The sequence below is a fragment of the Microbacterium sp. TS-1 genome, assembly GCF_000509385.1.
Lineage (GTDB): Bacteria > Actinomycetota > Actinomycetes > Actinomycetales > Microbacteriaceae > Microbacterium > Microbacterium arborescens.
Genome location: NZ_BASQ01000001.1, coordinates 1483937 through 1497322, shown reverse-complemented (window position 1 = coordinate 1497322; position 13386 = coordinate 1483937). Strand labels below are relative to the sequence as shown.

The window sequence follows — 13386 nt, the reverse complement described above, 5'->3', positions numbered from 1 at the left end:
AGGAGCATCATGCCCCGCGCCCGCATCGTCCTCGATCGCGACTTCACCGTGGCCGACGTGCCGCGCCGCCTCTTCGGCTCGTTCGTCGAGCACATGGGCCGTTGCGTCTACACCGGCATCTACGAGCCGGGTCACCCGCAGGCCGACGAACGCGGCTTCCGGCGCGACGTCCTCTCGCTCGTGAAGGAGCTGGGCGCCACCGTGATCCGCTATCCCGGCGGCAACTTCGTCTCGGGCTACAACTGGGAGGACGGCGTCGGTCCCGTGGCCGAGCGTCCGCACCGGCTCGACGGAGCATGGCACACCGTCGAGACCAACGCGTTCGGACTCCACGAGTTCGTCGACTGGGCGCGCGAGGCCGAGGTCGAGGTCATGGAGGCGGTCAACCTCGGCACGCGCGGTGTCGACGAGGCCCGCGCGCTCGTCGAGTACGCCAACCACGCCGGCGGCACGTACTGGTCCGACCTGCGTCGCCGCAACGGCGCAGCTGCTCCGTTCGACATCCGGCTCTGGTGCCTGGGCAACGAGCTCGACGGCCCGTGGCAGATCGGTCACAAGACCGCGCACGAGTACGGCCGGCTCGCACAGGAGACGGCGAAGGCGATGCGTCTGGTCGACCCCGACATCGAGCTCGTCGCGGTGGGGTCGTCGAACCGGCAGATGCCGACCTTCGGCTCGTGGGAGCACACGGTCCTCACGCACGCGTACGACGAGGTGGACTACATCTCGATGCACGCCTACTACCAAGAGGACGGCGGGGATGCGGCATCCTTCCTCGCCGAGGCCGTCGACATGGACGCCTTCATCGACGGCGTCGTCTCGACGATCGACGCGGTGAAGGCCGCGGGCAAGCACCGCAAGCAGGTCGACATCTCGTTCGACGAGTGGAACGTCTGGTACCAGCGGGGCCTCGACACCGAGGACCAGCCGCACATCGTCTCGGCGTCGAAGGAATGGCGCGCCCACCCGCGCCTCATCGAGGACACCTACAACGTCACCGACGCCGTCGTGGTCGGGACGTTCCTGCACAGCCTGCTGCGCCACGGCGACCGCGTGCGCATCGCCAACCAGGCGCAGCTGGTCAACGTGATCGCCCCGATCCGTTCCGAGGAGGGCGGACCGGCCTGGCGGCAGTCGATCTTCTGGCCGTTCGCCCGCATGTCGCAGCTCGCCCAGGGGCGGGTGCTCCGGCTCGCGGTCGACTCCGACCAGACGCCGACGACGAAGTTCGGCGATGTGGACGTCGTCGACGCGGCCGCCACGTGGGACGAGGCGACCGGCCGCGTCGCCCTGTTCGTCGCGAACCGCTCGCTCGACTCCGAGACCGAGGTGTCGCTCGAGCTGCGCGGGCTCGGGGCCTCGGGCGTCGTGTCGGCCGAGGTGCTGACGGTTCCCGAGGGCGGCGACCGGCGGTCGGCCAACACGGAGCACGACCAGGATTCCGTCGGCCTCGTGCCTCTGCGCGGCGTCGGTCTCGACGAGGGCACGCTGCGAGCGACCCTGCCCCCGCTGTCGTGGGCGGTGATCGTGCTCGACACCGCGCGCGCCTGACCCGCGCGTCGCGCGTACGTCGGAGAATCGCGCGTACCTCGGACCGATCCCGCGAGATCCTCCGATGTTCGCGCGATTCTCCGTTCTTGCGCGCGGGTCGGCGGGGGCCGGGGTTGTGGAAGGGGCACAACGGATGCGGGTGGGGGCATGGGGCATCCGATAGCGTCGGCCCTCGTGAACGTGTGGCTCCGGACCCTGCTGACGATCTGGCGAGCGAAGCGACAGCTGCGCAGGAACGGCCCGCGGCCGCTCATGGCGGTCGGCCGGGTGAAGCTGCGAACGCTGCCGACCGACATCGACCTGCTCGGGCACATGAACAACGGGCGCTACGCCTCGCTGTTCGACCTCGGCCGGTTCGACCTGCTGGTGCGCAACGGCATCTGGGACACGTTCCAGGAGAAGGGCTGGTACGGCGTCGTCGCGAGCAGCACGATCACCTTCCGGAAGTCGCTGAACCTCTGGCAGCGCTTCACGATCGAGACGCGCCTGCACGGGCACGACGACAAGTCGGTGTACATGGTGCACCGCGCGGTCGTCCGCGGCGAGGTGTACGCCGAGATGGTCGTGCGGTCGCGGTTCCTCCGCCGCACGGGTGGCATCGTGCCGCTCGACGAGCTGTTCGACGTTCTCGGCCGACGCGACGACCTGCCCCCGCTCGAGCCGTGGATGACCGAATGGGCTGCCGCTACCGCGCTTCCGTCGACCCGTGCCGAGGCGCCCAGCATCTGGGAGTGATCGCCCGGGCGAGGCGCCACCCCGGGAGAGCTGCCGCGACATAGGCTGACGGCATGTCCGACACCGTTTCGTCCGGCACCACCCCGCCGGGCTTCCCCGCCGACGACAACCTCGCCCAACAGGCGGTGGACCTGGCCCAGAAATGGGTGCACTCGTCGGCCGATTTCCCCGCGGATGCCGCAGCGCAGCGCCTCGCCGGAGTCCTGCGCGACCCGAACGGGCTGCCGTTCACGATCGGCTTCGTCGACGGGGTGATGCGCCCCGAGAGCGTGACCGCCGCAGCGACCCGGCTGCACCACGTCGCCCCGCTCGTCCCCGAGTTCCTGCCGTGGTACCTCCGCGGGGCCGTGCGCGTCGGCGGCGCCGTCGCCCCGATGCTGCCGACCCCGGTCGTGCCGATCGCCCGCACGGCGCTGCGCGAGATGGTCGGACACCTGGTCGTCGACGCTCGACCCCACAAGCTCGGCCCGGCGATCGCCCGGATCCGCGAGTCCGGCGCCCGACTGAACCTCAACCTCCTGGGCGAGGCCGTGCTCGGCGAGGACGAAGCCCGCCGCCGGCTCGCGGGCATCCACGAGCTGATCCGCCGCGACGACGTCGACTACGTCTCGGTCAAGGTCTCGGCGATCGTCAGCCGCATCTCGATGTGGGCGTTCGACGAGGTCGTCGCCGACGTGGTCGAACGTCTGCTGCCGTTGTACCTCAGCGCCGCCGAGGACGGCACCTTCATCAACCTCGACATGGAGGAGTACCGCGACCTCGACCTCACGATCGCCGTCTTCACCCGCCTGCTCGAAGACGAGCGCCTCCGGGGCCTCGAGGCGGGAATCGTGCTGCAGGCGTACCTCCCCGACGCCGCGGACGCCCTCGACGAGCTGACGGCGTGGGCGCAGGCCCGCGTCGCCGCCGGCGGAAGCCGGATCAAGGTGCGCCTGGTCAAGGGGGCGAACCTCGCGATGGAGCGCGTGGACGCGACGATCCACGGCTGGCCGCTCGCGACCCACGCCAGCAAGCTCGACGCCGACGCGATGTACCTCCGCTGCCTCGACCGGGCCCTGCGTCCCGAGCGCAGCGCGGCGGTGCGGCTCGGCGTCGCCGGCCACAACCTCTTCGACATCGCCTACGCCTGGCTGCTCGCCGGCGAGCGCGGCGTGAGCGACGACATCGAGATCGAGATGCTGCTCGGCATGGCCCAGGGCCAGGTCGCGGCGGTGACGGCCGATGTCGGCCACGTCCTGCTGTACGTGCCGGTCGTGCGGCCCGACGAGTTCGATGTCGCGATCAGCTACCTCGTCCGCCGGCTGGAGGAGAACGCCTCGAGCGAGAACTTCCTCTCCGCCGCGTTCGACCTCGCGACCGATGCGAGTCTGTTCGAGCGCGAGCGCGACCGATTCCTCGCCTCGCTCGAGCGCGCGGCCGACCCGGCGCTGCCCAGTTCGCCCAACCGTACGCAGGACCGCACGCTCTCGCTCCGGCCCATCGCGCCGCAGCGCATCACGCGCGACCCCGCCGGCGGCGACGACGGCCTCACGCAGGCGGTGCTCGGGATCGCCGACGCCGCGGGCCGCTCGGACGACACCACGGCGCTGGGCCAGCACGACGACATCCTGTTCGGCGGTGAGCGTTTCGTCGAGACGGCGGTGTACGCGCCCCGCGAGACGCGCCGCGCACCGGCACTCGGGGCACCTGGTTTCGCCAACACCCCCGACTCCGACCCCGCGCTCGCGGTCAATCGGGAGTGGGCGCGCGGCATCCTCTCGCGGATCGCCGGCAGCACGGCCGGTGACGAGACGATCGCGGCGGCGCGGGTCGACGACGCCGGAACGCTCGACGAGATCGTGGCGCGCGTCGGCTCGGCGGCATCCGCCTGGGGCGCGATGGCGGCAGCCGACCGCAGCGCCGTGCTGCTCGCGGCCTCGCGTGCGCTCGAGTCGCGCCGGGCCGAGCTCATCGAGGTCGCCGCGTCCGAGACGGGCAAGGTGCTGGCCGAAGCCGACGTCGAGGTCAGCGAGGCGGTCGATTTCGCCGCCTACTATGCGGCGACGGCGCGCGAGCTCGACCGGGTGAGCGGTGCCGTCTTCCAGCCGGCCTCGGTCACGGTGGTCACCCCGCCGTGGAACTTCCCGCTCGCCATCCCCGCCGGCGGCGTGCTCGCGGCCCTCGCTGCCGGCTCGGGCGTCGTCTTCAAGCCAGCGCCGCAGGCCCGGCGCTGCGCGGCGGTCGTCGCCGAGGCGCTGTGGGACGCCGGTGTGCCCCGCGACCTGCTCGCGCTGGTCGACATCGACGAGGGCGATCTCGGCCGACGCCTCATCACCCACCCGTCGGTCGACCGCGTCATCCTCACCGGCTCGTGGGAGACGGCGGCGCTGTTCCGGTCGTGGCGGCCCGAGCTGCCGCTGCTGGCCGAGACGAGCGGCAAGAACGCGATCATCGTCATGCCCTCGGCAGACCTCGATCTGGCGGCATCCGACCTCATCAAGAGCGCGTTCGGGCACGCCGGTCAGAAGTGCTCCGCCGCGTCGCTCGCGATCCTCGTCGGACCGGTCGGCCGGTCGAAGCGGTTCGCGCGCCAGCTCGTCGACGCCACCCGTTCGCTGCGGGTGGGTCCGCCGACCGATCCGCGCAGCGAGGTCGGACCCGTGATCGAGCCGCCCCAGGGCAAGCTCGAGTGGGCGCTCACCTCGCTCGAGGACGGTGAGCGCTGGCTCGTCGAGCCGCGTCGTCTCGACCTCGGCGACGACACCGCGGGCCGGTTCTGGTCGCCGGGCGTCAAGGTCGGGGTGAGCCCGGGGTCGCGCACGCATCTCGAGGAGTTCTTCGGTCCGGTGCTCGGCATCATGCACGCCCGCACGCTCGAGGAGGCGATCGAGCTGCAGAACGCGGTCGCCTACGGCTTGACCGCGGGCCTGCACACCCAGGATGCCGCCGACCTCGCGACGTGGCTCGACCGGGTCGAGGCCGGCAACCTGTACGTCAACCGCGGTATCACGGGTGCCATCGTGCAGCGTCAGCCCTTCGGCGGCTGGAAGCGGTCGTCGGTGGGCGCGGGCACGAAGGCCGGGGGACCGAACTACCTCGTCGGTCTCGGTTCGTGGCGCGCCTCGAGCGGGTCGGCGTCCAGCACACTGCACCTGCGCGGTCTCGACTCGCGCATCACGACCATCATCGAGTCGGCGCAGCCCACGCTCGACTACGAGTCGTTCGAGTGGCTGCGGCGCGGTGCGCTCTCGGATGCCGTCGCGTGGGACCGCGAGTTCGGGCAGGTGCGCGACGTGTCCGGCCTCGGCGTCGAGCGGAACCTGTTCCGGTACCGCCCGGTCGACGTCGCCGTGCGCGCGTCTTCGGACGCCACCTGGCAGGCGGTGCTCCGCGTGATCGTCGCGGGTGTGCGGGCCGGGTCGGGCGTGACGCTCAGCTCGCCGGTGGGCCTGCCGGCCGAGGTGCGGCGGGCGCTCGGCGAGGTCGACATCTCGGTGTCGGTCGAGACGGATGGTGAATGGCTGCAGCGCATCGCCGCGGCGGATCGGCGCCCCGGCCGCATCCGCCTGGTCGGGTCGCGAGACGCGGTGGCCGAGCTGCGAACCGCGATCGCGGGGGCGACCGGCGGCGACCCGGATGTCGCCGTCTACGCCGACGAGGTCACGACGGCCGGCCGCATCGAGGTGCTGCCGTTCGTGCACGAGCAGTCGATCACGATCACGGCGCACCGCTTCGGCAACCCCGACGACTGGTCCGAGGCGGTCATCTGACGTACGACTGCGGAGCCGCCTCGGTAGCGTGGCGGGATGACGGATGACGCAGCCGCCGCGCCCACGCTGATCCTGGCCCGCCTGTCGATCGAACGCGAGTCGCTCACCGGGGCCTTGTTCATCGGGCTCGGGGCGGTGGGACTCGCGATCGCCGTCATCGGGCTGGCGTTCTCGCCGTCTCTCAGCCTGCCGGTGCTCGTGGGTGTCGGTGCGGGGGCGGTGCTGCTCGTCCACGGCATCCTGCGCCGTTCGGCCGCCGCGCGTGCCGCCGCCGCGCTCGACCGGCTCGGGTCCGCCCCGGCCTCCGCCTCTCGCTGAGCTGAGCCCGGCGCTGCGCGCGACCTCTAGGCGATGGCGTCGAGCACGGCGGTGACGTGGGCATCCAGTGCCTTCGGCGCCGGCTCGGGGTCGAGGGCGAGGAGGCGTCGACGGTGCGGCTCGCCCAGCAGTGCCCCGAAGAGATGCTCGGCGCGGCGCTCGTCGCCGTTCAGGTGGGCGGCGAGGTAACGCTGCGCCGCGAGCGGACCGGCGTCGTAGAACGCGCGCGAGATCGCGGGGTCGTCGAGCGCGACCGCCACGGCTGCGCGGTGCAGGCCGACGGCGCGGTCGGCGAACAGCGCCGCCGCGATCAGGGTGCAGGCGTGCCGGAGGCCGCGCGCTTCGACCTCGAGGTAGTCGTGCACATCGGTCACCGCGGCGCGAAGGAGCGCCGGCTTGTCGCCGATCCGGTCGTAGATCGTGCGCTTGGTCACGCCCGCCTCCTGCGCGATCGCATCGAGCGAGGCGGCGTGGAAGCCGACCGCGACGAACAGCCGCGCGGCCACCGCGACGATGCGGGCGTCGCGTGCGGCCTGCTCGTGGACGGGTGGCCGTCCGCGGCGGCGGTCTGCGGTCGAGGGCATGCCGACAGGTTAGCAGAATGATACGGTGGCGTTTCATTAAGGAGGCGCCATGGACGAGATCGTCTGTCACATCGCGATCGCCGACGACTGGGGCATGAGCCGGAAGTTCGGCGAGTACGAGGTCGCGACACGGGGCATGCCGTGGGAGCCGGGCGGCCACATCCGGGCCTGCGATCCCGCGGACGTGGCCGACGTCGTCGCCACGGTCTACGCCGACGTGCGGCTGCCGCTGCTGCGGATCGACTGCAGTGTCGAGGGTCTCGCGCGCAACGGCGTCGAGGTGGCGCGGGTCGATGGGCAGCCCCGCATCCTCGGCCCCATCCCGATGAACCCGGATGTCGTCGTCGGCGAGCATCCCCTCACCGCCTGAGGCGGCCGGGCCGGACGCGCGACGGCCCGCCCCGGCCGGAGTCGGGGGCGGGCCGTCGCGATCGGTCTGCGCCGGATCAGGCGTCGATGCCGACCGAGTGCGACAGGCGTGCGCGCTCGTCGCCGGAGAGCTCGAGGTCGACCGCCTTCGCGCTGTCGACGATCGACTCGGCGCGACGCGCTCCCGGAATCGGGATGACGGTGTCGCCGAGTCCCAGCTCCCAGGCCAGCACGACCTGCTGCGGGCTCACGTCGTGGGCGCGGGCGACCTCGCCGAACACGGCGAAGCGATCACCGATCGAGCGTGCGCCACCGCCCGTGCCGCCCAGGGGGCTCCAGGGCAGGAACGCGATGCCACGGTCGACGCAGTAGCGCAGCTCGTCGTAGCTTCCCGGGTGCCGCGGCGAGAACTCGTTCTGGACGCTCGTGAGGTTGCCGGCGCCGAGCACCTGCTCGGCGATCTCGATCTCCTCGACGCTCGCGTTCGAGATGCCGACCGCCCGGATCTTGCCCTCCTGCTGCAGGGTCTTGAGATTCTCCATGACCTCGCCGTAGACCATCCAGCGGTCGGGGCGGTGGTACTGGTACAGGTCGATCACGTCGACGCGGAGCGCGCGGAGCGAGGCCTCGACGGCCTTCCGCAGGTAGTCGAGCGAGCCGTCGCGGCCCCACTTCTCGCCCTCGCTGCGGGTGATGCCGCCCTTCGTGGCCACCACGATCTGCGAGCGGTCGCCGCTCCACGTGGCCAGGGCCTCGGCCATGATCTCCTCGTTGTGCCCCATCGTGTCCCAGCTCGGGGCGTAGATGTCGGCGGTGTCGAGCAGGGTGACGCCCGCGTCGAGTGCGGCGTGGACCGTGGCGACGGCATCCTTCCGGTCGGGGATCTGCTTGTCGTTGTTCATCGAGACGGGCATCCCGCCCAGGCCGATGGCCGAGACGGTGAACGGTCCGAGGGTGCGTTGCTGCATGGGTCTCCTTCGACGATGAGCGGTGGTGTGGCTCCAGCCTGTCAGGCGCGACCGCGAACGGGCAGGACCTTGCGCAATCGGACCGCGATGTCTCTCAGCGGAGCCCGAACGGCCCGGGGGAGAATGGATGCCGGCCGCCCGGCGACCCGCCGCCGCGTGCGCGACCGCCGACGCCAGGAGCCCGAATGACGATCGCCGACCCACCTGCCGCCCCCGATGCGAATGAAAGCGGCAGCTCGACGCGCGCCCTCGCGGGACCCGCGCCGCTGCTGCCGGTCATGGCCGCGACGGCCGAGGGCGCGTGGGTGACCGACGTCGAGGGGCGCCGGTACCTCGATCTGACCGCCGATCCCGCGCTCGCCTTCGGGCACCGCCATCCCGCCCTGCTCGCCGTCGCCACCGAACAGCTGGGTCGGTTGACCGCGACGAGCGCCGTCGTCGCCGACGACCGTGCCGACGGTTTCGCCGACGCACTGGCCGCTCTTCTCGGCGCTGAGGCGGTGCTGCCCGTCGGCACCGGCGACGATGCGCTGCAAGTCGCGGTCGACGTCGTGCTCGGTGCGGGGGAGCGGACGACCGTCGTCGTCGCGGCCGGCTCGCACCCCGAGCTCGTCGCATCGGGAGCCGTCGCCGTGCCTTTCGGTGAGGTGGACGCGCTCGTCGCGGCGCTCGACGCCACCGTCGCGGCCGTCGTCCTCGAGCCCGTGCAGGCCCGCGCGGGCGTCGTCGGCGCGCCGGAGGGATACCTCGAAGCCGTGCGGCAGGCGACCGCCGATCGCGGGATCGCCCTGATCCTCGACGAGACCCGCAGCGGCCTGGGCCGGCTCGGCGACACCGTCGCCCTCGCCGGGGGAGGGATGGCCCCCGATCTCCGCGTGCTCGGCCCGGCGCTGGGCGGCGCGATCGTCCCCATCGCCGCCGTCGTCGGGAGCCGTGCGCTGCTCGGCGGTGTCGTGGCGCCGGCATCCGTGTCTTCGCTTGCGAGTGCCATCGCCCACCGCGTGGTCGAGATGCTCGAGGCGGGCGAGCTGCAGAACCGGGCCCGTGCTCTCGCCGAGCACCTCGCCGGACGCGTGGAGGCCCTCGTCGGAGCGGGTGCCGTGGCCGTCCGCACCGCGGGGGTGTGGGCGGGGGTCGACGTCGACCCGGCGGTCGTCACCGCCCCCGAGGTCGCCCGGCGCCTCGTCGCACGCGGTGTGCTCGTCGACGTGGTCGGCGAGTCGACGATCGTGCTCGCCCCGCCGTTGATCATTCGGGCGACCGAGCTCGACTGGGCGATCGAGCAGCTGCGCGTCGTGCTCGCGGCCTGATCCCGCCTCGTCGCCGAGCCCGCAGAATCCGTCGTTGACACGGTCGCCGCCGAGCCGCTACCGTGCTGGTCATACGTAGAAGCACACCGTCGTTCTTCTACGGATCGGCGCTCATACGTATGACCGTCGGAACCGCACGCCACGTCACAGGAGACCGGAATGCGCACTTCCCGAATCGCCGCCACCGCCGCCCTCGCGACCGCGGCGCTCGCCCTGGCCGCCTGCACACCGGGTGCCGCCACGAACACCGTCGCCCGAGCCGACACCCTGATCTACGGCAAGTCCGACGGCGGTACCACCTACGTCCGCAACTACAACGTCCTGGGTCCCGCGACCGAGAAGGCGCCCAACGCCGAGCTGATCTACGAGCCGCTCGCGCGCATCGACTACGCCAACGGCGCGGTGGTCGAACCCTGGCTCGCGCAGTCGCTGCAGTTCGACGAGGCCGGCACCGCGCTCACGATCGAGCTGCGCTCCGACGTCACATTCTCGGACGGCGAGGCGATGGATGCCGACGATGTCGTCTACTCGCTCTCGCTGCCGCTCGAGCGCCCCGAGCTCAACCTCGCCGGCGTGACCTACGAGGCGGTGAGCAAGATAGACGACGACACGGTCCAGGTCGACTTCGCCGAGCCCTCGTTCGCCGCTCTCAACCAGTTCGCGTCGAGCTCGCTGCCGGTCGTCCCCGAGCACATCTGGCGCGACCAGGACCTCATGAGCTGGACGAACCCCGACCCCGTGGGCACGGGTCCCTTCACGGTCGACGCGTTCGCGGCCCAGCAGGTGACGCTCAAGGCGCGCGACGACTACTGGGGCGGGCAGATGCCCATGACCTACCTCAAGGTGCTCGCGACCAACGCGGAGGCGGTCAAGGCGCAGCTGCTCCGCGGCGACGTCGACTGGGCCCCGGCCTCGTGGGCGGGCGCGGAGGAGGAGTTCGTCGCGCAGAACCCCGAGACGAACCTGTACCAGCTCTACGCCACCGGCGGCGCGTACTCGATGATGTACAACACCGCGCAGCCGCCCTTCGACAACGCCGACCTGCGGCGCGCGCTCGCGCTGTCGATCCCGCGCTCGGACATCACCGCGACGCTCAACCGGCCGGGCACCGAGGCGGGCCCCACGGGCCTCGTCGACCAGATCTACGCCGACTGGATCGCGCCGGAGTATCGCGGCGTCGTGCAGGAGGTGGATGCGGCTGCGGCGCAGGCCGCCCTCGCGGCATCCGGTTTCACGGTCGTCGACGGCGCCCTCGAGAAGGACGGGCAGCGGTATTCGCCGCGCCTGTCGTTCAACCAGGACTTCGGGTGGAACGCGTACGCCGACATCATGATCAACAGCTGGAAGTCGGTGCTGGGCATCTCGGTCGCCCCGGTTGGGGCCCCGGGGGCGACTCTCTACGACCAGCAGAAGACGGGCGACTTCGACCTGACCATCGCCACGACCGGCGGTGCGGGGGTCTACGGCGTCTACGGGTTCCTCGACAGCCGGTACGTCGAGCCTCTCGGCACCGCCGCCGCGACGAACATCGGGCGCTGGAACGACCCCGAGACCGACCGCATCCTGTCGGACATGACCCGCGCGGCCGACGAAGACACGCTGCGCTCGCTGGGGCAGGAGATGCAGCGGATCGTCGTCGACGAGGTGCCCTTCAGCCCGCTGTACAACTCGTACTGGTTCGTCGACGTCAACGCGACGTATTGGACCGGCTGGCCGACGCCCGACGACTTCGATGCGGTGCCCTTCCCGAGCCTCGGGCCCGACACCGTCCGCACGCTGCTCTCGCTGAAGCCCGCGTCATGACCGCGCTCGGTGGGGCTCCCACGCCCACGACGACGACGGCCCTGGCCGAGGTCTCGGCGCGCCGGAAGCCCCGCCGGCGCAGCGGAGCCTTCCTCCTCAAGCGCCTCGGGTTCTACCTGGTGGCCGCATGGTCGGCGATCACACTGAACTTCGTCATCCCGCGCCTCATGCCCGGCGATCCGTCGGCGGCGATCATCGACCAGCTCGAACGGGTGAGCGGTCAGGCGCTCGCGCCGGAGGCGCTCGTGTCGATCCGCGGGCTCTTCGGCAACCCCGATCAGAACCTGTTGGAGCAGTACGGCGCCTACCTCGCCCAGCTGGCGAGGTTCGACCTCGGCGTGTCGATCTCGAACTTCCCGGTGCCGGTCGCCGATCTCGTCGGCGCCGGCCTGCCGTGGACGCTGCTGCTGGTGGGGACGACGACCGTCATCTCGTTCGTCCTCGGCACGATGCTCGGAGTCGCCGTCGGATGGCGGGCCGGGTCGAGGTTCGACTCGATCATGACGCCGCTCATCACCTTCGTCTCGTCGGTGCCCTACTTCTGGATCGCGCTGCTGGCCCTGTGGCTGTTCGGCTTCGTCGTCGGCTGGTTCCCGCTCTCGGGCGGGTACGACCCGAACTTGCCGATCTCGCTCGAGCCGGCGTTCCTGCTGAGCGTCATGCAGTACGGGGCGCTGCCCGCCCTGACGATCATCTTCTCGGCGTTCGGCGGGTGGATGCTGGGCATGCGCAACATGACCGTCACGACGGTGCGCGAGGACTACGTGCTCCTCGCGCAGGCCAAGGGCCTTTCTCCCGCGCGCGTGCGCTGGCGTTATGCGGCGCGCAACGCGATGCTCCCGCAGTTCACCGGCTTCGCGATGGCGCTCGGCGGCGTGGTCGGCGGGGCGCTGCTGACCGAGATCGTCTTCAGCTACCCGGGCATCGGATACCTGCTGTTCTCGGCGCTGCAGAAGCGCGACTATCCGGTCATGCAGGGCGTGTTCCTGCTCGTGACCCTCACCGTCCTGCTGGCCAACCTCATCGCCGACTCGCTCTACGTGTGGCTCGATCCCCGCGTCCGAGAGGAGAGCTGACATGCGTGCCTCCCTGCTCCGCAACGGCAAGGTGCTTTTCGGAGTCGTCGTGCTGGCGTTCTTCGTGCTGCTCGCGCTGCTGGGCCCCGTGCTGCTGTCGGCGCTCGGCCTCGACGCCCGCGCCAACGACATCTCGGCGATCGCCGCCCCGCCGAGCGCGGCGCATCCGCTGGGTACGACCCAGTTCGGTCAGGACGTGCTCGCGCAGGTCATCGAAGGCGCTCGGGGCTCGATGTTCGTGGGCTTCCTCGGGGCGGCCATCGGCACCGCGATCGCGATCGTCGTCGGTGTGCCGGCGGGCTACTTCGGCGGCACGACGGGCAACCTGCTGAACTTCCTCACCAACATCTTCCTCGTCATGCCGGTGCTGCCGCTGATCTTCGTCGTGGCCGGCTACCTGCAGGGCACGGGCCTGGTCATGATCGCGATCATCATCGGCGTGTTCGGCTGGGCCGGCGGGGCGCGGACGCTCCGTGCACAGGCCATGAGCGTGCGCAACCGCGACTTCGTCCAGGCCATGCGGATGCTGGGCGAGCCCCACCGCCGCCTCATCTTCGTAGAGGTGCTGCCGCACCTCTACGGCTGGATCGCGTCGATGTTCCTCGGCGGCCTCATCGGCGCCGTCATGGCCGAGGCCGGGCTCGCCTTCCTCGGGGTCTCGGACTCGTCGGCGATCAGCTGGGGCACCATGATCCAGGCCGCGCAGCAGCAGAGCGCGGTGCTGCGCGGGCTCTGGTGGTGGTTCGTGCCGCCGGGCCTGTGCATCGCTCTGGTCGGCACGGCCGCCGCGCTCATCAACTTCGGCGTGGACGAGCTCGCCAACCCCAAGCTGCGGGCGGCGAGCCGGCGCGTCGCGAAGCGCACCGCCTCGGTGCGCCGGGAGGCCGCCGTGCTCGAGACGACCGGTGCAGAGAGGGCATGAC

Annotated in this window: 11 protein-coding genes; 9 read left to right on the top strand and 2 right to left on the bottom strand. The window is 71.4% G+C overall.

The window, feature by feature from the left end:
• Positions 1 to 9: 9 nt before the first annotated feature.
• The 4 genes from MTS1_RS06995 to MTS1_RS06980 all read left to right on the top strand — a co-directional run bounded on the left by MTS1_RS06995 (position 10) and on the right by MTS1_RS06980 (position 6353).
• Positions 10 to 1551: an alpha-N-arabinofuranosidase gene (locus MTS1_RS06995; RefSeq protein ID WP_023952634.1), complete on the top strand. Its 1542-nt coding sequence runs from the start codon at positions 10 to 12 to the stop codon at positions 1549 to 1551.
• Positions 1552 to 1725: 174 nt separating this feature from the next.
• Positions 1726 to 2286: a thioesterase family protein gene (locus MTS1_RS06990; RefSeq protein WP_036305161.1), complete on the top strand. Its 561-nt coding sequence runs from the start codon at positions 1726 to 1728 to the stop codon at positions 2284 to 2286.
• A gap of 53 nt (positions 2287 to 2339) precedes the next feature.
• Entirely contained in the window at positions 2340 to 6035 is a 3696-nt protein-coding gene (locus MTS1_RS06985; RefSeq protein WP_023952632.1) for a bifunctional proline dehydrogenase/L-glutamate gamma-semialdehyde dehydrogenase, read from the top strand.
• Positions 6036 to 6071: 36 nt separating this feature from the next.
• Entirely contained in the window at positions 6072 to 6353 is a 282-nt protein-coding gene (locus MTS1_RS06980) for a hypothetical protein (RefSeq protein ID WP_023952631.1), read from the top strand.
• A 26-nt stretch (positions 6354 to 6379) separates the two neighbouring features.
• Here the strand turns inward: MTS1_RS06980 and MTS1_RS06975 are convergent, their stop codons facing one another.
• Positions 6380 to 6937, bottom strand: coding sequence for a TetR/AcrR family transcriptional regulator (locus tag MTS1_RS06975; RefSeq protein ID WP_023952630.1), 558 nt, complete (start codon positions 6935 to 6937; stop codon positions 6380 to 6382).
• Between the two features lie 49 nt (positions 6938 to 6986).
• Here MTS1_RS06975 and MTS1_RS06970 point away from each other — a divergent pair, with 49 nt between their 5' ends.
• A complete protein-coding gene (locus MTS1_RS06970; RefSeq protein ID WP_023952628.1) occupies positions 6987 to 7307 on the top strand; it encodes an acyl-CoA dehydrogenase in 321 nt (106 codons plus the stop codon).
• A gap of 76 nt (positions 7308 to 7383) precedes the next feature.
• Here the strand turns inward: MTS1_RS06970 and MTS1_RS06965 are convergent, their stop codons facing one another.
• Positions 7384 to 8274 (bottom strand): aldo/keto reductase, encoded by an 891-nt coding sequence (locus MTS1_RS06965; protein ID WP_023952626.1) that lies wholly within the window; start codon positions 8272 to 8274, stop codon positions 7384 to 7386.
• Between the two features lie 185 nt (positions 8275 to 8459).
• Between MTS1_RS06965 and MTS1_RS06960 the strand changes: the two genes are divergently transcribed.
• The 4 genes from MTS1_RS06960 (at position 8460) to MTS1_RS06945 (ending at position 13385) form a co-directional block, all read left to right on the top strand.
• Complete coding sequence (locus MTS1_RS06960; protein WP_023952624.1) at positions 8460 to 9584, top strand: aminotransferase class III-fold pyridoxal phosphate-dependent enzyme; 1125 nt, start codon at positions 8460 to 8462, stop codon at positions 9582 to 9584.
• Positions 9585 to 9743: 159 nt separating this feature from the next.
• A complete protein-coding gene (locus MTS1_RS06955) occupies positions 9744 to 11387 on the top strand; it encodes an ABC transporter substrate-binding protein (protein WP_023952622.1) in 1644 nt (547 codons plus the stop codon).
• Positions 11384 to 12463: an ABC transporter permease gene (locus MTS1_RS06950; RefSeq protein WP_023952620.1), complete on the top strand. Its 1080-nt coding sequence runs from the start codon at positions 11384 to 11386 to the stop codon at positions 12461 to 12463. Before MTS1_RS06955 ends, MTS1_RS06950 begins: the two co-directional genes overlap by 4 nt.
• Before the next feature lies 1 nt (position 12464).
• Positions 12465 to 13385: an ABC transporter permease gene (locus MTS1_RS06945; protein WP_023952618.1), complete on the top strand. Its 921-nt coding sequence runs from the start codon at positions 12465 to 12467 to the stop codon at positions 13383 to 13385.
• The last annotated feature ends 1 nt before the right edge of the window (position 13386 follow it).

What these genes read in the sequence shown, in the direction of transcription:
- MTS1_RS06995 (WP_023952634.1), top strand. Translation starts at nt 10, where the DNA reads ATGCCCCGCGCCCGCATCGTCCTCGATCGCGACTTCACCGTGGCCGAC.
- MTS1_RS06985 (WP_023952632.1), top strand. Translation starts at nt 2,340, where the DNA reads ATGTCCGACACCGTTTCGTCCGGCACCACCCCGCCGGGCTTCCCCGCC.
- MTS1_RS06980 (WP_023952631.1), top strand. Translation starts at nt 6,072, where the DNA reads ATGACGGATGACGCAGCCGCCGCGCCCACGCTGATCCTGGCCCGCCTG.
- MTS1_RS06975 (WP_023952630.1), bottom strand. Translation starts at nt 6,937, where the DNA reads ATGCCCTCGACCGCAGACCGCCGCCGCGGACGGCCACCCGTCCACGAG.
- MTS1_RS06970 (WP_023952628.1), top strand. Translation starts at nt 6,987, where the DNA reads ATGGACGAGATCGTCTGTCACATCGCGATCGCCGACGACTGGGGCATG.
- MTS1_RS06965 (WP_023952626.1), bottom strand. Translation starts at nt 8,274, where the DNA reads ATGCAGCAACGCACCCTCGGACCGTTCACCGTCTCGGCCATCGGCCTG.
- MTS1_RS06960 (WP_023952624.1), top strand. Translation starts at nt 8,460, where the DNA reads ATGACGATCGCCGACCCACCTGCCGCCCCCGATGCGAATGAAAGCGGC.
- MTS1_RS06955 (WP_023952622.1), top strand. Translation starts at nt 9,744, where the DNA reads ATGCGCACTTCCCGAATCGCCGCCACCGCCGCCCTCGCGACCGCGGCG.
- MTS1_RS06950 (WP_023952620.1), top strand. Translation starts at nt 11,384, where the DNA reads ATGACCGCGCTCGGTGGGGCTCCCACGCCCACGACGACGACGGCCCTG.
- MTS1_RS06945 (WP_023952618.1), top strand. Translation starts at nt 12,465, where the DNA reads ATGCGTGCCTCCCTGCTCCGCAACGGCAAGGTGCTTTTCGGAGTCGTC.